At 70.0% G+C, this 24180-nt stretch carries 27 protein-coding genes and 2 pseudogenes; 16 read left to right on the top strand and 13 right to left on the bottom strand.

Going from position 1 to position 24180, the window contains the following annotated elements; all coding sequences use genetic code 11:
- Positions 1 to 656: 656 nt before the first annotated feature.
- On the top strand, positions 657 to 3494 hold the full coding sequence (locus tag ACIBCU_RS29490; protein WP_362930935.1) for a glycoside hydrolase family 48 protein: 2838 nt from the start codon (positions 657 to 659) through the stop codon (positions 3492 to 3494).
- A 57-nt stretch (positions 3495 to 3551) separates the two neighbouring features.
- On the opposite strand, the gene ACIBCU_RS29485 is transcribed toward ACIBCU_RS29490, so the two are convergent.
- On the bottom strand, positions 3552 to 4823 hold the full coding sequence (locus tag ACIBCU_RS29485; protein ID WP_362930933.1) for an MFS transporter: 1272 nt from the start codon (positions 4821 to 4823) through the stop codon (positions 3552 to 3554).
- Positions 4824 to 4962: 139 nt separating this feature from the next.
- Here ACIBCU_RS29485 and ACIBCU_RS29480 point away from each other — a divergent pair, with 139 nt between their 5' ends.
- The gene (locus ACIBCU_RS29480; RefSeq protein ID WP_399235150.1) at positions 4963 to 5772 is read left to right on the top strand and encodes an AraC family transcriptional regulator; all 810 of its coding nucleotides are present in this window, start codon (positions 4963 to 4965) and stop codon (positions 5770 to 5772) included.
- A gap of 27 nt (positions 5773 to 5799) precedes the next feature.
- Here the strand turns inward: ACIBCU_RS29480 and ACIBCU_RS29475 are convergent, their stop codons facing one another.
- Complete coding sequence (locus ACIBCU_RS29475; protein WP_362930929.1) at positions 5800 to 6999, bottom strand: 4-hydroxybenzoate 3-monooxygenase; 1200 nt, start codon at positions 6997 to 6999, stop codon at positions 5800 to 5802.
- A gap of 250 nt (positions 7000 to 7249) precedes the next feature.
- On the opposite strand from ACIBCU_RS29475, the gene ACIBCU_RS29470 reads away from it, so the two are divergent.
- The 6 genes from ACIBCU_RS29470 (at position 7250) to ACIBCU_RS29445 (ending at position 10758) form a co-directional block, all read left to right on the top strand.
- Positions 7250 to 7765 (top strand): DinB family protein, encoded by a 516-nt coding sequence (locus ACIBCU_RS29470; RefSeq protein ID WP_362930927.1) that lies wholly within the window; start codon positions 7250 to 7252, stop codon positions 7763 to 7765.
- Positions 7766 to 7855: 90 nt separating this feature from the next.
- A complete protein-coding gene (locus tag ACIBCU_RS29465; protein WP_399235147.1) occupies positions 7856 to 8569 on the top strand; it encodes a DUF4230 domain-containing protein in 714 nt (237 codons plus the stop codon).
- A 110-nt stretch (positions 8570 to 8679) separates the two neighbouring features.
- The gene (locus tag ACIBCU_RS29460; protein WP_399235145.1) at positions 8680 to 9117 is read left to right on the top strand and encodes a nuclear transport factor 2 family protein; all 438 of its coding nucleotides are present in this window, start codon (positions 8680 to 8682) and stop codon (positions 9115 to 9117) included.
- 127 nt (positions 9118 to 9244) lie between these two features.
- Positions 9245 to 9913: a TNT domain-containing protein gene (locus ACIBCU_RS29455; RefSeq protein ID WP_399235142.1), complete on the top strand. Its 669-nt coding sequence runs from the start codon at positions 9245 to 9247 to the stop codon at positions 9911 to 9913.
- 7 nt (positions 9914 to 9920) lie between these two features.
- Positions 9921 to 10154 carry a hypothetical protein gene (locus ACIBCU_RS29450; protein ID WP_399235140.1) on the top strand — a complete coding sequence of 78 codons (234 nt, stop codon included), beginning with the start codon at positions 9921 to 9923 and terminating at the stop codon, positions 10152 to 10154.
- 91 nt (positions 10155 to 10245) lie between these two features.
- Positions 10246 to 10758, top strand: coding sequence for a DUF664 domain-containing protein (locus ACIBCU_RS29445; RefSeq protein ID WP_362930917.1), 513 nt, complete (start codon positions 10246 to 10248; stop codon positions 10756 to 10758).
- Here the strand turns inward: ACIBCU_RS29445 and ACIBCU_RS29440 are convergent.
- The gene (locus ACIBCU_RS29440) at positions 10752 to 11555 is read right to left on the bottom strand and encodes an AraC family transcriptional regulator (RefSeq protein ID WP_362930915.1); all 804 of its coding nucleotides are present in this window, start codon (positions 11553 to 11555) and stop codon (positions 10752 to 10754) included. The two genes, ACIBCU_RS29445 and ACIBCU_RS29440, sit on opposite strands and share 7 nt — an antisense overlap.
- 89 nt (positions 11556 to 11644) lie before the next feature.
- On the opposite strand from ACIBCU_RS29440, the gene ACIBCU_RS29435 reads away from it, so the two are divergent.
- Both ACIBCU_RS29435 and ACIBCU_RS29430 read left to right on the top strand, forming a co-directional pair.
- Positions 11645 to 12076: a DUF2000 domain-containing protein gene (locus tag ACIBCU_RS29435; RefSeq protein WP_362930913.1), complete on the top strand. Its 432-nt coding sequence runs from the start codon at positions 11645 to 11647 to the stop codon at positions 12074 to 12076.
- Between the two features lie 123 nt (positions 12077 to 12199).
- Positions 12200 to 12484: a hypothetical protein gene (locus ACIBCU_RS29430; RefSeq protein WP_362930911.1), complete on the top strand. Its 285-nt coding sequence runs from the start codon at positions 12200 to 12202 to the stop codon at positions 12482 to 12484.
- A gap of 28 nt (positions 12485 to 12512) precedes the next feature.
- Here ACIBCU_RS29430 and ACIBCU_RS29425 read toward each other — a convergent pair whose 3' ends face one another.
- The 6 genes from ACIBCU_RS29425 to ACIBCU_RS29400 all read right to left on the bottom strand — a co-directional run bounded on the left by ACIBCU_RS29425 (position 12513) and on the right by ACIBCU_RS29400 (position 17442).
- Positions 12513 to 12947 (bottom strand): protein-tyrosine phosphatase family protein, encoded by a 435-nt coding sequence (locus ACIBCU_RS29425; RefSeq protein ID WP_399235136.1) that lies wholly within the window; start codon positions 12945 to 12947, stop codon positions 12513 to 12515.
- Positions 12948 to 12949: 2 nt separating this feature from the next.
- Positions 12950 to 13237 carry an HPr family phosphocarrier protein gene (locus ACIBCU_RS29420; protein WP_362930907.1) on the bottom strand — a complete coding sequence of 96 codons (288 nt, stop codon included), beginning with the start codon at positions 13235 to 13237 and terminating at the stop codon, positions 12950 to 12952.
- A 47-nt stretch (positions 13238 to 13284) separates the two neighbouring features.
- Positions 13285 to 15261: a fructose-specific PTS transporter subunit EIIC gene (locus ACIBCU_RS29415; protein WP_362930905.1), complete on the bottom strand. Its 1977-nt coding sequence runs from the start codon at positions 15259 to 15261 to the stop codon at positions 13285 to 13287.
- A gap of 81 nt (positions 15262 to 15342) precedes the next feature.
- A complete protein-coding gene (pfkB, locus tag ACIBCU_RS29410) occupies positions 15343 to 16290 on the bottom strand; it encodes a 1-phosphofructokinase (protein ID WP_362930903.1) in 948 nt (315 codons plus the stop codon).
- On the bottom strand, positions 16287 to 17048 hold the full coding sequence (locus tag ACIBCU_RS29405; protein ID WP_362930999.1) for a DeoR/GlpR family DNA-binding transcription regulator: 762 nt from the start codon (positions 17046 to 17048) through the stop codon (positions 16287 to 16289). Before ACIBCU_RS29405 ends, pfkB begins: the two co-directional genes overlap by 4 nt.
- Before the next feature lie 139 nt (positions 17049 to 17187).
- The gene (locus tag ACIBCU_RS29400; protein ID WP_362930901.1) at positions 17188 to 17442 is read right to left on the bottom strand and encodes a DUF6296 family protein; all 255 of its coding nucleotides are present in this window, start codon (positions 17440 to 17442) and stop codon (positions 17188 to 17190) included.
- Between the two features lie 276 nt (positions 17443 to 17718).
- Between ACIBCU_RS29400 and ACIBCU_RS29395 the strand changes: the two genes are divergently transcribed.
- Together ACIBCU_RS29395 and ACIBCU_RS29390 are read left to right on the top strand one after the other, a co-directional pair.
- Positions 17719 to 17973 (top strand): DUF5133 domain-containing protein, encoded by a 255-nt coding sequence (locus ACIBCU_RS29395; protein ID WP_362930899.1) that lies wholly within the window; start codon positions 17719 to 17721, stop codon positions 17971 to 17973.
- 181 nt (positions 17974 to 18154) lie between these two features.
- On the top strand, positions 18155 to 18976 hold the full coding sequence (locus tag ACIBCU_RS29390; protein ID WP_362930897.1) for a PepSY domain-containing protein: 822 nt from the start codon (positions 18155 to 18157) through the stop codon (positions 18974 to 18976).
- Positions 18977 to 19110: 134 nt separating this feature from the next.
- Here ACIBCU_RS29390 and ACIBCU_RS29385 read toward each other — a convergent pair.
- Positions 19111 to 19623, bottom strand: a pseudogene (locus ACIBCU_RS29385) (hypothetical protein); the annotation flags it as partial.
- Between the two features lie 246 nt (positions 19624 to 19869).
- Here ACIBCU_RS29385 and ACIBCU_RS29380 point away from each other — a divergent pair.
- Positions 19870 to 21009 (top strand): hypothetical protein, encoded by a 1140-nt coding sequence (locus tag ACIBCU_RS29380; protein ID WP_399235132.1) that lies wholly within the window; start codon positions 19870 to 19872, stop codon positions 21007 to 21009.
- Positions 21010 to 21124: 115 nt separating this feature from the next.
- Positions 21125 to 21892 (top strand): NPP1 family protein, encoded by a 768-nt coding sequence (locus tag ACIBCU_RS29375; RefSeq protein ID WP_362930893.1) that lies wholly within the window; start codon positions 21125 to 21127, stop codon positions 21890 to 21892.
- 76 nt (positions 21893 to 21968) lie between these two features.
- Here ACIBCU_RS29375 and ACIBCU_RS29370 read toward each other — a convergent pair whose 3' ends face one another.
- Both ACIBCU_RS29370 and ACIBCU_RS29365 read right to left on the bottom strand, forming a co-directional pair.
- On the bottom strand, positions 21969 to 22400 hold the full coding sequence (locus ACIBCU_RS29370) for a VOC family protein (RefSeq protein ID WP_362930891.1): 432 nt from the start codon (positions 22398 to 22400) through the stop codon (positions 21969 to 21971).
- 178 nt (positions 22401 to 22578) lie between these two features.
- Positions 22579 to 23001 carry a PPOX class F420-dependent oxidoreductase gene (locus ACIBCU_RS29365; protein ID WP_362930997.1) on the bottom strand — a complete coding sequence of 141 codons (423 nt, stop codon included), beginning with the start codon at positions 22999 to 23001 and terminating at the stop codon, positions 22579 to 22581.
- A 465-nt stretch (positions 23002 to 23466) separates the two neighbouring features.
- On the opposite strand from ACIBCU_RS29365, the gene ACIBCU_RS29360 reads away from it, so the two are divergent.
- Both ACIBCU_RS29360 and ACIBCU_RS29355 read left to right on the top strand, forming a co-directional pair.
- Entirely contained in the window at positions 23467 to 23598 is a 132-nt protein-coding gene (locus ACIBCU_RS29360; RefSeq protein ID WP_399235130.1) for a hypothetical protein, read from the top strand.
- Positions 23599 to 23661: 63 nt separating this feature from the next.
- Positions 23662 to 23928 carry a hypothetical protein gene (locus ACIBCU_RS29355; protein WP_362930887.1) on the top strand — a complete coding sequence of 89 codons (267 nt, stop codon included), beginning with the start codon at positions 23662 to 23664 and terminating at the stop codon, positions 23926 to 23928.
- A 96-nt stretch (positions 23929 to 24024) separates the two neighbouring features.
- Here the strand turns inward: ACIBCU_RS29355 and ACIBCU_RS29350 are convergent.
- Positions 24025 to 24069, bottom strand: a pseudogene (locus ACIBCU_RS29350) (hypothetical protein); the annotation flags it as partial.
- Positions 24070 to 24180 lie beyond the last annotated feature (111 nt).

Below are 24180 nucleotides of genomic sequence, written 5' to 3'. Positions count from 1 at the left end.
CGCCCGTCGGCACGGAGGTGTGCTCGACCAGCTCCGGGGCCCAGGAAGTCCGTTGCGGAGCCCGCACCGTTCGCGTGAGTCCCGTTCAGGCCGTTGCCCGATGCGATGCCCGATCCCCGGAAACCGCCGGCCCGATGCTGCGCGGTGCTGTTCTCCACCGTGCGTACGAGGGTGGATCCGGAAGCCGTGGCCGTGGTCGGGAGGGCGCTTCCGGCCACGCCGATCACTGCTCCGGGGAGCAGCCTGAACAGGTGCGACACGTGCGGGGGATGAAGCATGAGCGACTCCTTGCAGATCGGGCGTGCCCCCTACGGCACGTCGACTGGTGGAACCGCTCCCACTGGTGTGGCTTGACGTTAGAGCGTCAAGTGGTGTCGGTCAACACACCAGTTCTCATCTCTTGGTATCGAAATAATTCGACTCTTCAAGTCTCTTGACTCTCTTTTTCCTCGTCCCCATGCTGGGAGCGCTCCCACTGGTTCAAGGCTTGTGCTCAGCCCCGCACACCCCCCATGTCGCCGAGCCGCGAGGAGGTACTGCGCATGCCATCGGGACGCGCACGAAGAACCTGGTTACCCGGAAGACCACGCAGAACCGGAGCCGGAAACCGACGGTTGTGGACGGCATTGGTGGCCGCGCTGGCCCTCCCTCTGGGGATGACCGCCGCAGCCGGTACGCCGGCCCAGGCCGCCGCCGTCCAATGCAGCGTCGACTACAAGACCAATGACTGGGGTTCGGGCTTCAGTGCCGAACTCACCGTCACCAACAGGAGCTCGACCGCGATCGACGGCTGGACCCTGAGCTACGACTACGCCGGCAGCCAGAAGCTCACCAACGGCTGGAACGGGACCTGGTCCCAGTCCGGCAGGACGGTCACCGTCAAGAACGCGAGCTGGAACGGCACCATCGCCGCCGGGGGCGCCGCCACGACCGGCGCGCAGTTCAGCTACAGCGGCACCAACGCCGCGCCATCCACCTTCGCCGTCAACGGCACGGCATGCGTCGGTGCCCACCAGCCGCCGATCGCCGTCCTCACCAGTCCGGCGGCGGGCGCCGTCTTCTCCGCCGGAGACACCGTTCCCCTGGCCGCGACGGCCGCGGCCGCCGACGGCGCGGGGATCAGCAAGGTCGAGTTCTACGACAACACGACGCTGCTCGGCACGGACACGACGTCCCCCTACACGTTCAACGCCGAAAGGCTCTCCGCCGGCGGCCACTCCGTGTACGCCAGGGCGTACGACAGCCTCGGCGCCTCCGCGGAATCGACCCCGGCCGGCATCACCGTCGCAGCGGGTCCGGCCGTCGTCGCCACCCCCGCCCAACTGGGCGTGCAGCAGGGGAAGTCGGGGACCTTCGCGGTCTCGCTGTCCACTGCCCCCGCCTCGTCCGTCACCGCCACCGTGGCGCGGAGCGCCGGCAACACCGGTCTGAGCGTCACCGGTGGCGCGAGCCTCACCTTCACCCCGTCGAACTGGTCCACACCTCAGAAGGTGACGGTCTCGGCCGACGGATCCGGCACGGGAGCCGCGACCTTCACCGTGACGGCCCCCGGCCACGCCAAGTCCGAGGTCACCGTCACCCAGCTCGCGGAGGCGAAGGAGTACGACGCCCGCTTCCTCGACCTGTACGGGAAGATCACCGACCCGGCGAACGGTTACTTCTCCTCGGAGGGCATCCCCTACCACTCCGTCGAGACGCTGATCGTGGAGGCTCCCGACCACGGACACGAGACGACGTCGGAGGCGTACAGCTATCTGATCTGGCTCCAGGCGATGTACGGGAAGCTCACCGGGGACTGGACGAAGTTCAACGGTGCGTGGGACACCATGGAGAAGTACATGATCCCCACGCACGCCGACCAGCCCACGAACTCCTTCTACAACGCGTCGAAGCCCGCCACCTACGCGCCCGAGCACGACACCCCGAACGAGTACCCGGCCGTCCTCGACGGATCGGCGACCTCCGGCTCCGACCCGATCGCGGCCGAGCTGAAGAGCGCGTACGGCACCGACGACATCTACGGCATGCACTGGATCCAGGACGTCGACAACGTCTACGGCTACGGCAACACGCCGGGTAAGTGTTCGGCCGGTCCCACCGAGACCGGGCCGTCGTACATCAACACCTTCCAGCGGGGGCCGCAGGAGTCGGTCTGGGAGACCGTCACCCACCCCACCTGCGACAACTTCACCTACGGCGGGGACAACGGCTACCTGGACCTGTTCACCGGGGACGCCTCCTACGCCAAGCAGTGGAAGTTCACCAACGCTCCGGACGCGGACGCCCGTGCCGTACAGGCCGCGTACTGGGCGGACACCTGGGCGAAGGAGCAGGGCAAGTCGGGTGAGGTCTCCGCGACCGTCGCCAAGGCGGCGAAGATGGGCGACTACCTCCGCTACTCCATGTTCGACAAGTACTTCAAGAAGGTCGGCAACTGCGTCGGCCCTACCACCTGCCCCGCCGGCAGCGGCAAGGACAGCGCGCACTACCTGATGTCCTGGTACTACGCCTGGGGCGGTGCCACCGACACCTCGGCGGGCTGGTCCTGGCGGATCGGATCCAGTCACGCACACGGCGGCTACCAGAACCCGATGGCGGCCTACGCGCTGAGCTCCGTCGCCGATCTCAAGCCCAAGTCGGCCACGGGTCAGCAGGACTGGGCCAAGAGCCTGGACCGTCAGATGGACTTCTATCAGTGGCTCCAGTCCGACGAGGGGGCGATCGCGGGCGGCGCGACCAACAGCTGGAAGGGAAGTTACGCCCAGCCGCCGGCCGGGACGCCGACCTTCTACGGCATGTTCTACGACGAGAAGCCCGTCTACCACGACCCGCCGTCCAACCAGTGGTTCGGCTTCCAGGCATGGTCGATGGAGCGCGTCGCCGAGTACTACCACGAGTCCGGAGACGCACAGGCCAAGGCGGTACTCGACAAGTGGGTCGACTGGGCCCTGTCCGAGACGACCATCAACCCGGACGGCACCTACCTCATGCCCTCCACCCTCAAGTGGTCGGGCGCGCCGGACACCTGGAACGCGTCGAGCCCCGGCGCGAACTCCGGGCTCCACGTCACGGTCGCCGACTACACGAACGACGTCGGGGTGGCCGGTGCCTATGCCAGGACACTGACCTACTACGCCGCCAAGTCCGGTGACGCCGAGGCGAAGGCCACGGCCGAAGGGCTGCTCGACGGCATGTGGAGCCACTACCAGGACGATGCCGGGATCGCCGTTCCCGAGACCCGGGCCGACTACAACCGGTTCGACGACCCGGTCCACGTCCCGAACGGCTGGACGGGCGCGATGCCCAACGGGGACACCGTCGACAACGACTCGACGTTCCTCTCCATCCGGTCATTCTACAAGGACGACCCGAACTGGCCCAAGGTGCAGGCCTATCTGGACGGCGGGACCGCACCGGTCTTCACCTATCACCGGTTCTGGGCACAGACCGACGTCGCACTGGCTCTGGGGGCGTATGCAGACCTCCTGGAGTGAGTGACCGCAGTACCCGGTGATCCCGGCCGCCGTCCGCAGTCGGCGGCCGGGATCCCATCAGGGCGTATGCCTGTGGCCGTCGAGAACATGGCGGTCACGGCTCGCGAGCGCGCCGGCCCACATCTGCAGGACGAGCAAGGCGACGAGCGCCATGAGCGGGATGCTCCAGCCCCGTGTCGCGGTGTGGAGCGCGCCGAGGCCGATGGGGCCGAGCCCGGCCACGAGGTAACCCAGGCCCTGGGCCATCATCGAGACGTGGCCGGTGTGCCGGGCATCCGGTGAGCGCCAGACGATGTAGGTGAGGGACAGGCTGAGGGAAGCACCTTGGCCGAGCCCGAGCATGGTCAGCCATACATACGCCCCCGGAATGGGGGCCGCTGCCAGACCGGCGAAGGCTGCACCGGTCAACGCGACGGCGACCGCCACGGGGAGCCACGCCGGGCGGGTCCGCCTGGCGATCGCGGGCGTCACGAGCGAGGCGGCGATCCCGGGAAAGGCCGAGTACGACAGCATCCAGCCGGCCGCATGCGCGTCCATACCCGCGTCCTGGAACAGGGTCGGAATCCAGGTCAGAGCAGCGTAGTAGCTCATGCTCTGGAGACCCATGAGAGCGGTCACGGCGATGGCGACCGGATCGCGCGTAAGAGCGCGGACGGAGGGCTCGCCGGCCTCGGAGGGGGCATCGGCGACGTCATGGGGCCGAGGAGCACGGACGGGAGCGCGCCGCAGCTGCGGGATGAGGATGATGAAGGCGATGAGGGCCGGAATCGCCCAGAGCGCCAGGGTGGGCCGCCAAGCGCCACCGGCCGACGAGAGCAACGGCACCGTGGCGCCCGAGGCGAGGGCCGCGCCGGCGGAGAGCGCGGTCGAGTACAGACCCATCATCAGTCCGACACGGTGCGAGAAGTCCCGCTTGATCGCGGCCGGCATGATGACGTTGGCAACCGCGATCGACGCACCGATGATGACGGTGCCGATGAAGAGCCCGGCGAGGCCGGGCTGGAGGCGCAGGGCGATGCCGGCAGCGAGCGCGATCATCGTCGCTCCGAGGAGCCGGTGCAGGCCCAGGCGGCGGCTCAGCGCCGGGGTGACAAAGGCGAACGCCCCGAAAGCAACGACGGGAATGGTGGTCAGGAGACTGACGACGACTTCGGAAAGGCCGAGGGCTGCCTGGACCTCCGAGAGCACCGGGCCGACCGAGGCGACACCGATCCGCAGGTTGAACGCGGCGGCGAGGAGGCCGACCGCCAGCACGGCGGTGCCGATCCTGCCGCGGGTGCCTCTGCCACGCCGTGTCCCCGGCGTCGGTTCTTGGAGGAGTTGGGTCACGTCGGTTGTCCTTTCGGTCCCCGGTCGGCCGGGGAGGGCCATGGCGTAGCGCGAGGTCGTCGCCGGCCATGCGGCGGCGGGCTACAGCCACAGTCCATCCGAGGGCTGCGGAGGCGGACAACTGGTAACCTGACAGAAGATGCCCAAAACCCGCCATGAGTCGACGCGGTTCGATCAGGCGCTCCGCGAGCACGTCCTCCAGCTCGGACACGACGAGCAGACCCCCGAGCACCAGCACACTCGCGGCCACCTGGTCTATCCGGCCACCGGCGTGCTCTCGCTCGTGACCTCGGTGGGTTCATGGATCGCCCCGTCGAACCGGGTCGTCTGGATCCCCGCCGGCTTCGAGCATCAGCATCGCGCCCACGGTCGTACCGACATGCGCATCGTCTTCATGGCGCCGAGCCTGGCCGCACTGCTGCCCGCGCATCCCGCGGTGCTCGTCATGACGCCGCTCGCGCGCGAGGCCACCCTGACCTTGACCGGCTCCGAGCGCCGCTCCGCAGGCGCACGCTCACGTCTGCGCCGGGTGATCATCGACGACATCACCACCGCGCCCGAGCAACCGCTGCATCTTCCCGAGCCCCACGACGACCGGCTCCGCGCCGTTGCCGCTCTCGTGGAGGAGGGAATGGCGGAACCTCTCACGCTCGGCCGGCTCGGCCATGAAGTCGGCGCCAGCGAACGTACGCTCAGCAGGCTCTTCCAGCAGGAAACCGGAATGAGCTTTCCCCAATGGCGCACCCAGCTCCGCGTTCACCACGCTCTGCTGCTGCTCGCCGGCGAGGTCTCGGTGATCAACACGGCGACCGCCTGCGGATGGGCGAACCCGAGTGCCTTCATCGACGCGTTCACCACGCTCGTCGGCCGGACACCCGGCCAGTACCAGCGCTCGCTCAGGGAAGGGCCCGGCACGGCAATGACCGACCACGGGGACCAAGTGCGGTAGCTGTGACCGTTTCGCCCCTGACCGAGTTCACCGAGAGAAAGCGCCGGTGTAGTTCTCGGCGAACTCCGCAGCCGCGTGGCGGGAGTCCGCGATCCGGTGCAGCTGCGACAGCTGGAGACGGTTGTCGAACGGGCTCCCGTCCGGATGCGCGTGCAGTGTCGTCGTCATGAAGTACGAGAAGTGCTCGGCACGCCACACCCTGCGCAGACAGGTGTCCGAGTACGCGTCGAGCAGTTCGGAGGATCCCTCGCGCTCAAGGTGCTCGAACGCGCGGGCGAGCACGACGACATCGGCGGCCGCGAGGTTCAGCCCCTTCGCGCCCGTCGGGGGCACGATGTGCGCAGCGTCGCCGGCGAGGAAGACGCGGCCGTGGCTCATCGGCTCTGTCACCTGGCTGCGCATCGGCAGCACCGACCTGGCCGTGATGGGTCCGCGCTCCAGCTTCCTGCTGCCCGCCGAGGCCAGCCGGACGTCGAGCTCGTCCCAGATCCGCTCGTCGGGCCAGGCGGCCGGATCCTCGCCCCCGGGGACCTGGAGGTAGAGCCTGCTCACCTCCGGTGAGCGCATGCTGGCCAGCGCGAAGCCACGTGAGGAGTGCGCGTAGATCAACTCGTCGTACACCGGGGGCGCGTCCGCCAGAATGCCCAGCCACGCGTACGGATACGTCCGTTCGTACGACCTCAGCGCGCCCTGTGGGACCGACCGCCGGGTCACCCCGTGGAAGCCGTCGCACCCGACGACGTAGTCGCACTCCAGTGTCCGCGCACGGCCGTCGTGCCGGTAGTGGATCACCGGCCGTGCCGTGTCCACCCCCTCCACCGAGAGGGCCTCCGCCTCGAACAGCAACGGCGCTCCGTCGGCCAGCTGAAGCGCGATCAGGTCCTTGACGACCTCGGTCTGCGCGTACACCCACACCCGGCTGCCACCCGTCAGCGACGGGAAGTCCACCCGGTGCGAGCGCCCGTCGAAGCGCAGCTCGACTCCGTCGTGCGCGATGCCTTCCCGGTCCAGACGCTCGCCCGCACCGCTCGTACGCAGCGCGTCGACCGTGCTCTGCTCCAGGATCCCGGCGCGTTGGCGGTGCTCGGCGTACGCGCGGTCCCGGCTCTCCAGGACGACGCAGTCGATGCCGTTCCCGTTCAGCAGCCGGGCCAGGAGCAGGCCGGCAGGGCCCGCTCCGACGATCCCGACACGGGTGCGGCGGGGGAGGGGTATGGCGGTGTCCACAGAGAGGGTCCTTTCACGTGGGTGCAGAGCGGCGGTGTCGTCGGGCGGAGCCGGTGACGACGACTTCGTCATGAAGGATCCTCCTGCCGTGACGGGACCAGCCTGGCCCGTTTCCGGGGATCCCGGAAATCGATTCTCTGGATGAGGTGAATCCGCGCGGTGAATACCCGGCCCACGCCCCGGATCCGCGTGCCGCCCGGTCCCGCACAGGGCCTCGCGCGAACCTGCCCGTGCGAGGCATGATCATGCGATGACATGGACAGCTCCTGAAGCTACCCGCACCATCGGACCGCTCACAGGCGGCGAGCGCGAGACACTGACCGCCTTCCTCGCGTTCTACCGCAGCACACTGCTGCAGAAATGCTCCGGCCTGACGGGCGGCCAGCTCGCCGAGCAGACGGTCGAGCCGTCCAACCTCACCCTGCTCGGCCTCGTCCGGCACATGGCCAAGGTGGAACGCATATGGTTCCGCGAGGGCCTCGCCGGGCTGGCTCTTCCCTCGATGTACGACACGGAGAAGGGCAAGGACGCCGACTTCGAGGACCTCTCACCGGATGGCGCCCCCGACGACTACGCCCGTCTCGTCGAGGAGATGCGCCTCGCCGACGAGGCGGCGGCGGACGCGCCGCTCGACACCACCTTCACCCGGCGCGGCTCGGTCTACTCGCTGCGCACGGTGTACGTGCACATGATCGCCGAGTACGCGCGCCACATCGGCCACGCCGACCTGCTGAGGGAGCGGCTGGACGGCACCACGGGGGCCTGAGGCCGCCCAGGACCCCGCCGCCCGTACAGGATCTGGCGTAGTCGGCCGCCCAGGCGGACTGAAACCCCTGGACGGGGTCACACGGAAGGTATGACGTCCACTGACGTAAGGACAGACAGCGCCGGGGACCCCGCCCACGGTGGCACGCCGCGCCGCCGCGCCCGCACACGAGGATGCCTGCCGTTCGCGGGCGTGTGCGCCGTGGCGCTGGTCCTGCTTCTCCTGGGTTCCCGGCTCAGCCTGCTGCCGGGGTTCGGCAGCCTCTTCGGCGAGGAGACCACCGACCGCTCCGGCCCCGCGGTGCTCAAGTCGATCCAGGACATGAGCGCGTACGAGGCGGCCTCGGGCAACTTCCAGGTCGTCGTCGACCTGGAGAAGGACGCGAAGTTCCTGCCCGACGCCATCCGGGGCACCCGGACGCTGTACGTCGGCGCGGGCACCGTCGGAGCCTCCGTCGATCTCGGCAAGGTCGGGGCCGACGGGGTGACCGTCGACGAGGACCGCACCACGGCCGAACTCGTCCTGCCCCACGCGGTGCTGGGCAAGCCCGCCCTGGACCCGGACCGCTCCTACGCCGTGTCCAAGCAGCGCGGCCTCCTCGACCGGCTCGGCGACCTCTTCTCCGACAATCCCGGCAGCGAGCAGGCGGTCAACAAGCTGGCCGCGCGGCACATCGGGGAGGCGGCCGAGGAGAGCGGCCTCACGAAGCGGGCCGAGAAGAACACCACCTCGATGCTCCAGGGACTGCTCGGTTCACTCGGATTCGAGAGGGTCACCGTCCGCTTCGCCGATCCGCGCGGCTGACCTCCTCGCTGTCCCGGCCGCCCCGCCCGAACCGGCGCGGCGGCCCTGCGCCACACTCGCCTGAACGAACGGTCGCCTCAGCGACCGTCAGGAGCCGGGGAGTGATGACCATGACCGCCGAAACCACGGAACGCTTCAGGGCAGCTGTCGAGAAGGGGGACCACGCGGCACTCGAAGAGCTGTTCACCGAGGACGTACGCCTCTTCAGCCCGGTGAAATTCACGCCCTTCGAGGGCAGGCCGATGGTGCTCGGTCTCTTCGGCGTCCTCCTTCGCACGTTCGAGGACTTCCGCTACGTCGGGCACTTCGAGGGCGAGGCCTCCACCAGCGCGGGGGGCGACCAGGAGCCCTCGGAGATCCTGCTGTTCAGGGCGACGGTGGACGGCAAGGAGATCCACGGGATCGACCTCCTCCAGTTCGGTGAGGACGGCCGGATCAACGAGTTCACCGTGATGGTCCGCCCGATGTCCGCGGTCCAGGCGCTGGGCGAGGCCGTTCTGCAGGGGCTCGCCGCCGACGGTCTCGTACCCGACGGGACGGCCCGCTGAGGAGGCGGTGTCAGGCCAAATCCCCCCGGCCGGGCACAGAACGGCATGGCGCAACGCCGGTAAGAAGTCGTTCGGTTACCCTACGTGAGCTCGACGAGCACTCATCGTCATCCGAGGGGATCCCCGAATGAACCGTATCCGCACCGCACTTGCCGCAGTCGGCATCGCCGCAGGCCTGGCGGCCGCTCCCGCCGCCAACGCCGCACCGCACGAGAACCGCACGGCGGCAGTCGCCCACGATCCCTGCACCGGCGAGTTCGTCGGGGACGCGCGGCTGGGCCCCCAGTGGCTCCCCTCCACCAAGCAGGCACCCGTCGGCCCGCTGCTCAGGGGGTACCAGCGCACGGGCGGCCTGTCTCCCTCCGCCTTCCTGAACAAGTACTGGCAGGGACCGGCGGACACGGGCAGCTGGAAGTATCCGCCCAACGACGGCTTCGCCGAAGTCAACGGTGAGGTCGACAAGGAGCCCGCCGAGCTGCGTACCGGCCAGCGCCTGGACCGCTTCGGATCGGAGTACGGCGCCTACCTCGCACCGGCCGGCGACGCCTACAAGGAGCGTGCCCTGCCTCCGCAGAACCTCAACACCCGTGACGCCGCGGCCCCTTGTGACTATCGCGTCTACAAGGTGGCCGAGCCGTTCTGGGTCTGGCAGGGCAGCATCGCACCGTGGTTCGAGCAGCCCGGCGGAGGCCAGCAGATCAAGCTCGACGCCGTCTTCCTCGACCCGGGCGCGGGCCAGCGCCTCAACGTGAAGTGGCTGCTGGACCACGCCTACCTCACCCCCGTCGGCGCGTAGTACCGCCGTGGAACGCGAGGAACTGCGCGCCGCCCTTCACACCGCGGGCGTGGACGACGGCTACTACCGGATCGAGGGCGTTCACGAACCGGCCCCCACACCCCCTGACTTCCTGTTCCTGAGGAAGGCGCCCGACGGGGTGTGGGAGACCGGCGCGTACGAGCGCGGCACCTACGAGGTGATCGCCCGGCACCCGGACGAGGCGGCCGCCTGCGCGCACCTCCTGCGTCTGCTCGTCTGACGGGGGAGCGGCGCATCGCCGGGGCGCCCTCGAACGTGACGGCCGCGTGTCGAAGTCGGGGCCCCGTCCGCAGAGCGGCCATGGTGGTCGTATGAACAGTGCAGGCATTCTCGCCGATGCGTTCGAACGCATCCATGAAGCGGTGCACGCTGCGGTCGAGGGTCTCCCGCCCGAGGACCTCAACGCCAGGCTCGACGACGACGCGAACTCCATCGCCTGGCTCGTGTGGCATCTCACCCGCGTCCAGGACGACCACGTCGCAGACGCGGCGGGCACCGAGCAGGTCTGGCTCGCGAAGGACTGGGCGTCCCGCTTCGAACTGCCCCTCGAGAAGGGCTCGACCGGCTACGGCCACAGCAGCGCGCAGGTGGGCTCCGTGACGGTGGCGTCGGGCGACCTCCTCCTCGGCTACTTCGACGCCGTGAACGAGCAGACCCTCGGCTTCGTCCGAGGACTCGACGGCCGGTCCCTGGACCGCGTCGTGGACGACGCATGGTCGCCGCCGGTGACCCTCGGCGTGCGGCTGATCAGCGTCATCGCCGACGATCTGCAGCACGCCGGGCAGGCCGCGTTCGTCCGTGGTGCGCTGGAACGCCGTCAGTAGGACGCGGAACCGGTGCGCGCGTAGTGGCCCGGACTCGTGCCGACCACACGCTTGAAGTGCCGGGAGAAGTGGGCCTGGTCGTAGAAGCCGACCGAGGTCGCGACCTCCGGCGGGCGCATCCCACCGAGCAGCAGGCGGCGGGCCAGATCGACGCGACGCCCCGTCAGGTACTGGTGCGGAGCCATGCCGAACTCCCTGCTGAAGGCACGGACCAGATGCGTGTGATGGGCGTGCAGACGCTCTGCGGCCTCGCGGAGCGTCAGCCCTTCCACGAAGTGCTCGTCGAGCAGATCCCGGAGGGCGTACGCGATCCGGCTGTCGGGCACCTGTGGGGCGACGGGCTCGTCGCGCAGGTGCCCCGCGAGACGCTCGGAGACGAGCGCGAGACGGCTCTGGGCCTCCAGCTCGTCCCCGGGGCGCTCGAGCGTCCGGTGCAGCTGGTCGACGCGGAGGCGCAGCCGCGGATCCCGCAGCACGGGCCGGTCGACCGCGCGCCCGACGAGATCCGGGTCGATCTGTGCGGTGTTCAGGTACAGAACACGCTTGCGGAACCCTCCAGGGGTCGCCGCGTCGCCGTTGTGCGGCACGTGCGGAGGCAGCAGCGTCACGACCGAGCTGGGCGCGCCGTGCTCATGGCGGTCCAGGTCGTAGCGGACCATTCCCTCGTCGACGATGAGCAGCGTCCACGCATCGTGCGTGTGCATGGGATAGGCGTGGTCGGCGAAGTGCGCGTGGAAGACCTCGTCGATCCCCTCGACGCGAGGACGCCACGCGGTGATGTCCGGACGTGCACCCATGTACGAAGCGTACAAGAGCGTGCCGGGACCCCGGCGACGTGCAAACTTCGTACAAGACGGCCGCCTGCCGGGCTCGGCAGACTCCTGGTATGACCGACGAAAACGCCCCCGTACGCTTCGACACCAAGATCGCCGTGCTGCTCCGCGACGACCTCGAGACCTGGCAGCGCCTCAATGTCACCGCCTTCCTGGTGAGCGGCCTCGGCACGCAGGTCCCTGAGGTGATCGGTGAACCGTACGCCGACGCCGACGACACTCCCTACCTGCCCATGTTCCGGCAGCCCGTTCTCGTGTTCGCCGGGTCCAAGGAGCTCCTGACGACCGCGCACACCAAGGCGGTCGGCAGGGGCGTGACCCTTGCCGTGTTCACTTCCGATCTCTTCGCGACCGGCCATGACGAGGCCAACAGGGCGGCCGTCCGGGCGGTGCGCAGGGACGCGATGGATCTGGTGGGCCTGGCCGTGTACGGCCCGCGCAACGCCGTCGACAAGATCCTCAAGGGTGCCTCCATGCACCCCTGACCGGCGCCCGGGCGTCACCGGTCGGATACTCACGGACACACCCGTGCGGGTGATGGTTCCTGGTGCCATACTCAAGACAAGTCCGCTTGACAGGCTTGTCATTGTCCCGAAAGGCGACGCGTCATGAACTGGGCATCGTGGACCACCCTCGGTGTCTTCGCGGGAACCGGCGGAGTGCGCACTGAAGAGGTAGGTGTCGTGAGCGGTGATCTGACCGTACACACGACGTGGACCGAGAATCAGGCCGAGGTCGCTGTCCAGTACAGCGGTGCCTCGGACTGGTTCACACTGGCCGGCAGTCCGGTGCCCTGCCCGTCCGAGGAAGCGAGCAGGGCCCTCCACCAGAGCGTCGTCGAGGCGGTACGCGCCGGCGGCGGAGCCACGGTTCCGGCTCCGCACACGGTGTAGTGACCGCGCCGCCGGCGTGGCAGGTGAATCAGTCTCCCGCGAAGCGCACCACATACCGCCGCTGCCAAGGCGTCTCCACAGCCTTGGGGTGGTAGTTCCGGCGGACGAACGCGACGGCTTCCTCCGCCGGGACCCCGTCCAGTACGGCCAGGCAGGCCAGAGCAGTACCGGTCCGTCCGCGGCCGCCCGCGCACGCGACCTCGACCCGCTCACCCGGCGCCCTGTTCCACGCCTCCTTCAGCGCGGCGAACGCCGCGCCCCTGTCCGAGGGCAGACGGAAATCGGGCCAGCGCAGCCACCGCGACTCCCAGGCCACCGTGGGCGGAGGACCGCCCAGCAGATGGACCGCGAAGGTGGGTTCCGGTCCCGCGGGGAGGGGACGTCTCAGACCGCGGCCACGGACCAGCCGGTCCGAGGGCAGGCGCATCACGCCCTCACCGGCCGGGTCCCAGGTCTCCGTCATGCTCAGTCCTTGCTGTCGGGGCCCTTGCTGTCGAGGTCCTGGGACAGCAGGCTAGCCAGCTCCTCGACCGCGTCCGGCGCGCTTTCGCCCACGGCTGACAGAACGAGCGCATCGCCGTGCTGCGCGGCCAGGGCGAGCACCGAGAGCATGCTCCGGGCGTCGACCGGGGCGCTGCCTTCACGCGCGACGGTGACGGGGACCGGCTGCCGCATGGCCGCCTGGACGAAGAGCGAGGCGGGACGGGCGTGCAGGCCGCTGCGGGATCCGACGGAGACGGTGCGCTGGTACACGGGTTCACTCCAGGGTTGAAGAGGGTGTGTTCGGGGAGAGGAAGGGTTCAGGCGGCCACGGCGACATCGGACCCGTCGTCGGCCGTGGCGGAGGCCTCAGGGCTCCGCCGCACGCCCTTGAGGGTGACGACCAGAGCGGTGGACACCGCGGTGCCGGCGGCGATCGCCAGCAGGTAGAGGAACGGCTCGCCGATGAGCGGCACGACGAAGACACCACCGTGCGGGGCACGGAGCGTACAGCCGAACGCCATGGACAGCGCGCCCGTGACAGCCCCGCCGGCCATCACGGAAGGGATCACCCGCAGGGGGTCCGCGGCGGCGAACGGGATCGCGCCCTCGGTGATGAACGAAGCGCCCAGCACCCACGCCGCCCTGCCGTTCTCCCGCTCGGTCCGGGTGAACAACCCGCGGCGTACGGTCGTCGCGAGGGCCATCGCCAGCGGAGGCACCATGCCGGCCGCCATCACCGCGGCCATGACCTTGAGACTGCCCGGCGTCGGGTCGGCCAGCCCGCCGACCGCGAAGGCGTACGCGACCTTGTTCAGCGGGCCGCCCATGTCGAAGCACATCATCAGGCCGAGGACGACGCCGAGGATCACCGCGTTGGAACCGGACAGCCCGTTCAGCCAGTCGGTGAGGGCGTTCTGGAGGGAGGCGATCGGCTTGCCGACCACGATGAACATCAGGAAGCCGACCGCGATCGACGCGAGCAGGGGGATCACCAGCACCGGCATGATGCCGCGCAGCGTGGGATGCACCTTCACCCGCTGGATCGCCATCACCGCCGCACCGGCCAGCAGTCCCGCGACCAGACCGCCGAGGAAGCCCGCGTCGATGGAGAGCGCGATGGCGCCACCGACGAATCCGGGGACGAGCGCGGGCCGGTCCGCCATCCCGTAGGCGATGTACCCCGCCAGCACCGGGACCAGGAAGCCGAAGGCCGCGGTGCCGATCTGGTTGAGCAGGGCGGCCCAGCTGGCCGCCTCGCCCCAGACGAAGTGGTCGGCCACCGACTTCGCGCTCGCGATCTCGTAGCCTCCGATCGCGAACGAGAGGGCGATGAGCAGCCCCCCGGCGGCGACGAACGGCACCATGTAACTGACGCCGGACATCAGATAGGTACGGAGCCTGACACCGAAGTGACCGGACGCCCCCGCTGAACCGCCCGTGCCGGAACCCGGCTCGTCGGGACCTTCGGCGACCCCGCTGATCTCTCCGCGCTCGGCCTTGCGCCGGGCCTCGGCGATGAGCTCGGCAGGCCGGTTGATCCCGGCCTTCACCCCGGCGTCGACCACCGGCTTGCCGCCGAACCGGGCCTTCTCCCGTACGTCGACGTCGTGCGCCCAGATGACTGCGTCGGCTGCGGCGATCACCGCCGGATCCAGCCGCTCGAAGCCGGCGGACCCCTGCGTCTCGACGTCCAGGACGACACCCTGGGCGCGCGCGGCCGCCTCCAGCGACTCGGCGGCCATGTACGTGTGCGCGATTCCGGTCGGACAGGACGTGACGGCGACGATGCGGAACGGTTCGGCCGTCTCCTTCTCCGCCTCGGTGTCCTCCGGGGCCGGCACCGCCGCGGGGACCTCTTCGCCGCGGATCAGGGCCGCCGCGGCGGCGGGATCACCCTCCGCCCGCAGGGCGCCGGTGAATCCGGGGTCCATCAGCCGGCGAGCCAGGCTCGACAGGATGGTGAGGTGATCGTCGTCCGCACCCGCGGGCGCGGCTATCAGGAAGACGAGGTCCGCGGGGCCGTCCGCAGCACCGAAGTCGATGCCCGCGGCGCTGCGGCCGAAGGCCAGCGTCGGCTCGGTGACATGCTCGCTCCGGCAGTGCGGAATGCCGATGCCGCCGTCCAGGCCGGTCGGCATCTGGGCCTCGCGGGCCGCCACGTCGGCGAGAAAACCGTCGAGGTCCGTGACGCGGCCGGCCTCGACCATCCGTCCGCCCAGTGAACGGGCGGCCGCGCTCTTCGTCTCGGCGGAAAGATCGAGATCGACCAGTTCCGCGGTGATGAGCTCACTCATCGCGGGGCTCCTTGCTCGTGGACCGCCCGGAAACGGGGCGGGGGACGGGGGCTTCGTACGACTGGACAGGGAGGAGGGCGGTCATGCGGCCTGCTCCGTGAGAGGCAGGTCCATGGGGATGTCCGCGGTGGTGACCACCGAGGACGGATCGAGGTCGGCGGGCGTCGGCATGGCGCTTCCGGGCAGCTGCACGGCGGCGGCGCCGTGCGCCACCGCGGCCGACAGCGCCGCCCGGCCTGTTCCGCCGGCGGACAGGAACCCCGCGAGCGAGGCGTCCCCCGCACCGACGTCGCTCCGGACGGCGTTCACCCGCGCCACGGCGAAGTGCGCTCCCGACGGTTCCACCAGCAGCTGCCCGACGGCGCCCAGGCTGGCGAGCACCGAACGTGCTCCGAGCTCGCACAGCTCCTGCCCCGCCTTGAGCGCGTCACCGACCGTCGCGAGCGGACGGCCCACGGCCTCGGCGAGCTCCTGGACGTTCGGCTTGATCACGTCCGGCCGCTCACTCAACGCGGCGACGAGCGCGGCGCCGGAGGTGTCGAGCGCGATCCGGACCCCGGCCCGGTGGCTGCGGGCGACCAGTTCGGCATACCACTGGGGCGGCAGTCCGCGCGGCAGGCTTCCGCAGCAGGCGATCCAGTCCGCGCCCGCCGACCGGGCCCGGACGGTCTCCAGCAGGCGCTCGGCCTCGGCGGGGGCGAGCTCGGGACCCGCCGCGTTCACCTTGGTGAGCGTGCCGTCGGGTTCGACGAGGGTGATGTTGATACGGGTGCTGCCGGCGATGGGCACCCCGGCGGACTCGATGCCGTGTTCTCCGAGCAGCCGGGCCAGCAGCGCTCCCTCGGGGCCGCCCAGCGGCGCGACAGCCACCGTACGGTGCCCGGCGGCGGCGACCGCGCGGGAGACGTTGACGCCCTTGCCGCCGGGATCGACACGGTCCGCGGTGGCCCGGAGGACGGCGCCACGGGTGAGCCCGGGGAGTTCGTACGTGCGGTCCAGGCTCGGGTTGGGGGTGACGGTCAGGATCATGCGCGTACCACTTCCGTGCCCCGGCTCTCGATGGCCCGGGCGTCCTCGGGGCTCAGCCCCGTATCGGTGATCAGCAGGTCGACGTGGGAGAGATCGCCGAAGCGCGCGAAGTGCTGCTGCCCGGACTTGCCCGAGTCGGCGAGGAGCACCACCCTGCGGGCCGCCGCGATCACGGCACGCTTCACGGCGGCCTCGGCCAGATCCGGAGTGGTCAGGCCGCCGTCGGGAGAGAAGCCGTTCGTGGCGAGGAAGACGACATCGGCGTTGATCTCGCCGTACGCGCTCAGCGCCCAGGCGTCGACGGCCGCGCGGGTGCGATGCCGCACCCTGCCGCCGACCAGGTGCAGCGCGATCCCCGGGTGGTCGGAGAGACGAGCGGCCACCGGCAGGGCATGGGTGACCACGGTGAGGCACGAGTCGAGGGGGACGGCGCCGGCCAGCCTGACGGTCGTCGTCCCGGCGTCGATGATGATGTTGCCCTCGGCCGGGAGTTCGCCCAGGGCGGCGGCGGCGATGCGGTCCTTCTCGTCGGCCGCCACGGTGTCGCGCTCGGCGAGATCCGGCTCGAAGCCGAGCCGCCCGGCCGGAATCGCACCGCCGTGCACGCGGCGGAGGAGTCCCGCCCGGTCGAGCGTCTTGAGGTCACGCCGAATCGTCTCCGCCGTCACCTGGAACTCCTCGGCCAGGGACAGCACATCGACGCGCCCGCTCTCGCCGGCGATGCGGAGAATCTCTTGCTGCCGCTCCGGTGCGTACATGTGGTTACGTTTCCGTTTCATGCCCGAGTCTGTTGGTTCACCGGCAGACTACGGTCGCACCTCAGGAAAGTAAACACATTCGGGCGAAGAGTGGGCATGAACGGACTCAGGGAACGGCGATACGACGGCCCGGGACGCCTCAGTCGGTGCCGTGGGTGGCGGTTCGCGGGCTCAGCGGCCGGGCCAGCAGAGGCGCCCCAAGGACCTGATGGCCGCCGCTCGCCTGCATGCGCACCTCGCCGCGCTCGCTGATCTCGGCACGCACGATGCCGGTTTCGTCCGCGTAGACCGGGTAACCACCCGCGCCGGAACGGTCCGTGAGATGGACGACGACCACGTCGTCCTCGGCTCCGCCCGCCTGGAATATGAGCTCGTAACTCTCCGGGTAATCCATGACTCACCTCCCGACCGGGCCCGGCAGCAGCCGTGCGCCCGTCACCTCCATTGTTTCCCACCGGAGCTCACGGCGCTCCGGGAGCATGGCCGAGTGACCGTCCGTGACTGCGGATGCGGAATGGGTGAGGCGGGGTGACCATCATCTGCAAGGGATCGGACGCGTGCTGTCAGCTTCGCACGGCCGCCCGTGACGCCAGGCGGCACCGCCGGCGCGATCGGACTTCGTTGGCGCGGGGCCCACGGGCTCCCGGCCGCCCTGTGGAGAGGAACTGCCGTGCTGATGGCCAATCCCGCAACGCTGCGGAATCTCGTCAAGCGCTACGAGACACTGCGAAGCTCCCATGCACGGCTGGGCACTTCCGAGAGCAGCCGTCGACTCGAAGACGTCTCCTACACCCTCTGCGTCACCACCGGGACCAGGACCGTGCCCGACGCCCTGGCTGCCGCGGCGGCCCAGTTGCGTGCCGTCCCGTCGGCGGGCTCGCTGGGCCCGGCGCCAGGGCCGGCCCAGGTGCAGCTGACCGCCTGACGCCGCACAGCTCCCGTAGGAATGGCGCCGGTTCCGTCGAACCGGCGCCATTCGGCTGTCCGCGGGGACGCCGGGAGGGGGCACCGCACGACACGCCGAATGGGCGGACGGCACCGTCGATCGGGTGACACCCGCCGGTCGGACAACATGACTGTCGGCACCGACGGCTAGGCATGCAAGCATGAGATTTGAGCCCCGCCGAAACAAGACCGTTTCCCCGCGTAACCGTCGGCTCCGCGTCACCGGCGGCGCCTTGTGCGCCGCTGCTCTTGCCGCCACCCTCGTGACCGGCTGTGGTCAGGACAGCGGTGACGAGACCGCCGCGGCGACTTCCGAGGCTGCGAAGGTCCTTCCGAATCAGACGACCAGCCCTTCCGGGTACGGTTCGGGCAGCCCCTCCGAGACGGCCCAGTTGACCAAGGACCAGGCCGAGCGCAAGGAACTGCTGTCGACCGTCAAGGTCACCTTCGACAAGGCCGCCACGACGGCCGTCGGCGAGGTGTCCGGTGGCAAGCTGACCGATCTGGACCTCGAAGGCCTCGACGACGAGGACGATGACGACGCGACCGGCAGCCCGAGCCCGACCGGCAGCCCGACCGGTGGCACCAGCCCGAGTCCCGATGGCAGCCCGAGCCCGACCGGCAGCCCCACCAGCCCGAAGTGGGTCGCGGAGGTCGTGGAGGAGGACGGTACCGCCCACAACGTGACCATCGACGCGGTGTCCGGAGCCGTCATCGATTCCGCGCCGGACGCCGATCAGAGCGCCTCCGACAAGCAGGGGCTGGCGGACCAGCTCTCCAAGGCGACGCAGACGCCCCAGCAGGCCGCCAAGGTCGCCACGGACAAGAAGCCCGGCAAGGTCACCTCGATCGCTCTCGACGAGAACGACAGCAATGTTCTTGTCTGGCAGGTCGACGTGGTCTCCAAGGACTGGAAGAAGACCACCTTCGACGTGGACGCGGCCAAGGGCACGATCACGGACGAGCAGGTCGACAACGGCTGAGCACAGCACCGACGGACTCATCGGTGGCGTACCGCATCGTGGTGCGCCACCGATGTGCGTTCCCGGAGCCGTCGCGCTCGGGGCGAGCGCACACCGGGGCCCCCGGATCCCACGCCTCAGGGCGCGATCCCCACGGCGGGACGATGGTCCGGCCGGAAGAAGCACCCGGTCCCGTGATCGGCGTCGAAGGCGGGGCAGGAGGACGCGGCGGACGACGGGGTCGGCTTACGGCCCGTCCGTACCCACCCGGACAGCGCCGAGACCGCGGCGGCGTACTCCGCCGTGCTGAGACCGCTGTGCTCGCGCTCCTGGGTGAAGGTCTGCACGAGGTGACGGTCGCGGTGAGCGCCCTCCCGCCGCCTCGTGCTCGGCGAAGGCGGTGGGGTCGCCGATGGCGTGCATGGTCAGCACCGGGACGGATACCGCCCCGGTCACATCACTGTCGTACGACAGGTCGCGCACGCGGAGGCATGGGCGGAGAACCGCTCGACCCCGGCGTTCAGTGCCGCGTCGTCGTGCGAGCCGGTGTAGCGCACGTGTTGGTTGCTGAAGGGGCTGCGCGGACCGAGTCGTCGAACGATGTCGCGGAAGGTGAAGGTCGCGAAGGAGAGGTGCGATTCGAGGTCGCGTTCGGGGATCTTCGTGACCGTTCCGTGTGTGGGGGGATGGTGGCGGTGTAGCCGTCACCGTGGACAGCCTCCTGAGTGAGCGGGGCTTCATGAGAAAGGCGAACACGGTACTGCCTCCTGGCTTCTCGCTCCGGTGCATGCCGGCCGATGCCAGCCACGCCCGGGGCATCCGCTCGGGGTCCCGTGATTGCGTACATATCGTTTACCGGGGGCGTACTTCAGTACGAACGGTGACCTCGGCCCTTCGCGCGCGTTGTGCAGGACATGCCCACATCTTTCTCCAGCTCGCCCGCCGCCCCGACCGCGCCGGTGGCGAAGCCGAAGCCCTTCCTGCTGACGCCCCGCCAGGGCGAAGCCGCCCGCGCGCTCATGGCCTATGTGGGCTCGCTGCCGCTACAGGGAGCCGATGCACAGCTTCTCGCGGTCGTCGTCTCCATCCGGGCGGCCCGGCGAGGAATCGGCAATCTCACCGGGCAGGACCTGCGTGCGCTGCGGCTCACCGACCCGGAGGGTGCCGTCACCTCGTTCGCCGCACTGGGGTGGCAGGGGCAGGAGGCCCTGCTCGGCGAGGACATGGTCACCCCCGTGGCCGTCACCGTGCCGGACCTCGCCGACCGGCCTGATCCCCGGCTGCCCTTCGGCAAGGTGATGCGGTCCAAGGTGTCGGGCTGGACGGTCCGGACCATGGCCGCCAAGCCGGTCAAGAAGACCTCGACCGCCGCGCGACTGGCCGCTCTTTTCCTGGCCGCCCACGGCCCGGCCGACGAGCACGGCACGCTGCCTGTCCACCTGCCCGACGACTGCCGGGCCGCCCTGCCCGAACTGCTCGCCAAGGGGTTCCTGTGCGAGTTGGACGGTGAGCGGTATCTGCTCTCCGAAGCCGTCCGTCACCTGTCGGGAACGCGTCCTCCGTCGGACACCCCGCCCAGGACCCGCGACGAGCCGGAGACGGAGCGGCTGAGCTGGGACGCGTGGAAGGACCGGGCGAGCGTGGCCCTGCGGCGGCACGTCGAAGCGGTTGAGCGCTGCCCCGAGTGCTCCCTGGCCACGGCCAGGGTCTCGGAGGCCTTCATGCGGACGGCGGTTCCCGCCCAGTTCGAGGAGAAGGTACGCGCGGCCTACGCCGCCTGGGAGGCCAAGTACCCCGACCAGGGGCCCGCCGCCGCCGAATTCGCCGCCGCCTTCCGCGCCGCGCACGGTCACGGGCCCTCCGTCAAGCAGCTCTGCAAGGCGCTGGGCTGGGGGAAGATGTCACGGGAGCTGCGCATCCACGTCATCCGCCGGTTGATCGCCGACGGTTGGCTGATGAACACCGATCCGGTGCCGTGGACCCTGCGCCCGGGCAAGGCCGCCCTGGCCCGCACGTCAGGGGCGACGACGGCCTCGGGTGAACGCACGCGCTGAGGCGTTGCCCTTCGACGCATGACCCGGTGAACCTCCAGGGTTCAACACGCTTGTGATGGGCATGTCAGGCGTAGCGCGCGTGCCCCCACATTCACGCGCCGACCGGGAGGACGCAGTGAGAAGCAGCGCACCGATCCGCAAGGCAGCACTCGTCCTGGCCAGTGCCGTCGCTCTGGTCATCACCTCCGCGAGCAGCGCGCTCGCCGCCCCGCCGGCCGCGCTGGCGGCGAACGCGGACGCGATGGAGCAGGCGTTCCAGCCGGCGTACGACTACGACACCGACGGCTGCTACCCCACACCGGCGATCGGTCCCGACGGAACGATCGCACCCGGCCTCAACACCACCGGGGCGGTCAACGGCAGTTGCCGCGACGCCGTGGACCTGGACAACACCAACGGCTACGCACGCTCCATGTGCAACAACGGGTGGTGCGCCGTCATGTACGGGCTCTACTTCGAGAAGGACCAGGCGGTGGCCGGCAGCGGGCTCGGCGGGCACCGGCACGACTGGGAGCACGTCGTGGTGTGGGTCCAGAACAACGAGGCCCGTTACGTATCCACCTCTGCCCACGGCGACTTCGACGTCTACGCCGGTGACCGGATCCGGTGGGACGGGACCCACCCCAAGATCGTCTATCACAAGGACGGCGTGAGCACCCACTGCTTCCGCCCCGCGAATTCCGGCGACGAGCCACCGGAGAACCACTACGGCGAATGGCGGTTCCCGGCTCTCGTCGGCTGGAACGGCTACCCGGCCGGCCTGCGGGACAAGCTGGTCCAGGCGGACTTCGGGAGCGCGGTCTTCGGCCTCAAGGACGGAAATTTCGCCGCCCATCTGCAAAAGGCCCTTCCTGCCGGCATCCCCTTCGACCCCAACGCCTGACGTACGAGGAGCGGGCGACGTCGCGAGCCCGCCCCGGTGCGGGGCGGGTGGCTGCGCGGCCCACACCGGCGAAGTGTCAGCGGGCCGACAGTTCGGAGGGTGCCTCCTGGACCACCCATCCGTTGCCGTCCGGATCGGCGAAGGACATGAACGAGTTCCAGGTGTCCCCCTTGCCCTCCTCCCAGCCCGTCGCGCCGACATGCCGGATGGGGGAGACGTCCACGCCCCGGCCCGCCAACTCCTCGCGTGCCGCCTCGATGTCCGTCACACAGACCTGGAGACCGTGCAGCGTGCCGGGAGCCATCACCTTCTCTCCGGGGAAGGCGGGCATCCCCTTGAGCATGGCGATCGAACACCGCGACCCCGGTGGCGTCATCTGGATGATGCGCATACCGGGGGCGACCTCGTCGTCCAGGTCCAGCGTGAAACCCGCCTTCTCCGAGTAGAACGCTTTCGCCCGGTCCATGTCGGTGACGGGGATCGGAATGACCTCGAGTGTCCAGTTCATGGAGCCTCCTCAGCAGAGCCGGTGCGCCTGGAGGTCCACCGTCACCCACGAGGGAGCCGCATCGCACGCCGAAACGCCAGCAAGGCCTGTACTTCGACCATTTACTCCGCCGGGGAGCCCGGGCCTCGGCGCCGGGACGCCCGGAGTGCCCTTCGGCCCGGGCCCTGGACAGAACACCTCAGGTCGCTGCCTGGGAACTGTCCCGGAAGCCGCCCCATCCGTGCCAGCGGTCGATCTCGATCCAGGCGTTGACCCGGGCACGGTCACGGTCCGCGTAGGGCTGGCCGAGGTACTGCTGGGACAGCCGGTCGATGCCGGCCAGACCCTCGTCGTCGCTCATCTCGACGACGCGCCCGATCAGGGTCACATGGGTGTACCAGTCGGAGTCGTCGAGCACCGTCAGGGTGACACGGGGATCCCGACGTACGTGCTCCAGGCGCTTGCGCCCCTCGTCCATGTTGACCAGCACCCGGCCGTCTTCCCAGAGGTACCAGGTGGCCGTGGACACCGGCTGTCCGTCCGAGCGAAGGGTGGCGATCACAGCCGGGTTGGGCTTGCGGAGCATCGCCACCGCGGCCTCGGGGAGCGGAGGTTTCGACATGTTCTCTCCTCTGTCTCGTGCTGCGCCCTCCCTGTGACGGTGAACCACACCGGATGTTTCGGAGGGCGCGCCTCCACGCTGCCACACGACGCGAGCGGCGGCCGGTACCGCCCCCATGCTGCGCGCCCGCGCCGAGAAGCCCGCGCAGCTTCCGGGCCGCGGCCCCACGACTGTCCAATGTGAGCGGCGCATTGCGATCGCGTGGCAGCGCGCGGGAAAACGTCGACACCATGGATGCGCGGCGGCACTGTGGATCTTCGTGGACAGCGCCTTCCATCTTCGGAGGACCCAGCATCCTCCCCGTCCGCTCCGGGCGCCGCAGAATCGCGGCGGCGAGTGCCGTGGCCGCCCCGGCCGGCGATCCGGACGGACACCGGCCAGGACCGCGCCTGGACCCCGATCGCACGGGATACCTTCCGCTCGGGCACCGGCCGGTGGACCTCCGAGCTCCAGGAGGGTGGGAGCGTGACAGCCGCGGACGGTGTTCTCGACATCGACGTACCCGGTGGGGCGACGGTCTGGTTCGACCGCAGGCCCAGCGGCCCGTACGAGATCGAGTACACGGCCACGGTCTGGCGCCCGCCCACACTCAGGTGACGAGCCGCCATGTGGCGCCGGCTCGCCGAGGGGATTGTCGGTGGTGGCTGTGATGCTGGAGCCATGGACGAACTGATGAGGCGCCGCGTCTACGGCGCCGACCACGACGACCCGGACCCGGGGCCGCGGGCCGGGCACGTCTACGTGGAGCTGGTGGGCGGCCCACTGGACGGGCTGCTCCTGGACGTGACCGGCTGGCCCGAGGAGCGCCTCGCCGTCGGGGCCGCACTGGGCACGGAGCTCGGGAAGTTCGGTGCGGGAGGACGTGCCGTGTACGGGCCTGTGACCGGCGATCCGAGGCGCTGGGCCTGGGAGGCGGACAGCCCCTGAGCCGTCCGCCTCCACTGCCGGGCCCGTCACCGCGGTGCCGGGTGCCCTCCCGTATGCAGCGCGCCGGGTCACGGCGCTGTCGCCGCACTTGTTGCGGTTACCCAGATGCATCCCGTGCCCACCCCGGCGCTCGGCGACCATCCTGGCGCGGTCGCCGAGCGCCGCACGCATCTTCAGCGCACCGGCGTAGGGGGGGGCGCCGGATCGCGCAGACTCTGCACCATCAGGATGTTCGACGGGCCCTCGTCGGTG

It is taken from the genome of Streptomyces sp. NPDC051064, from assembly GCF_044455985.1.
In the GTDB taxonomy this organism is placed as follows: domain Bacteria; phylum Actinomycetota; class Actinomycetes; order Streptomycetales; family Streptomycetaceae; genus Streptomyces.
This window is presented reverse-complemented; position numbering and strand designations above follow the sequence as displayed.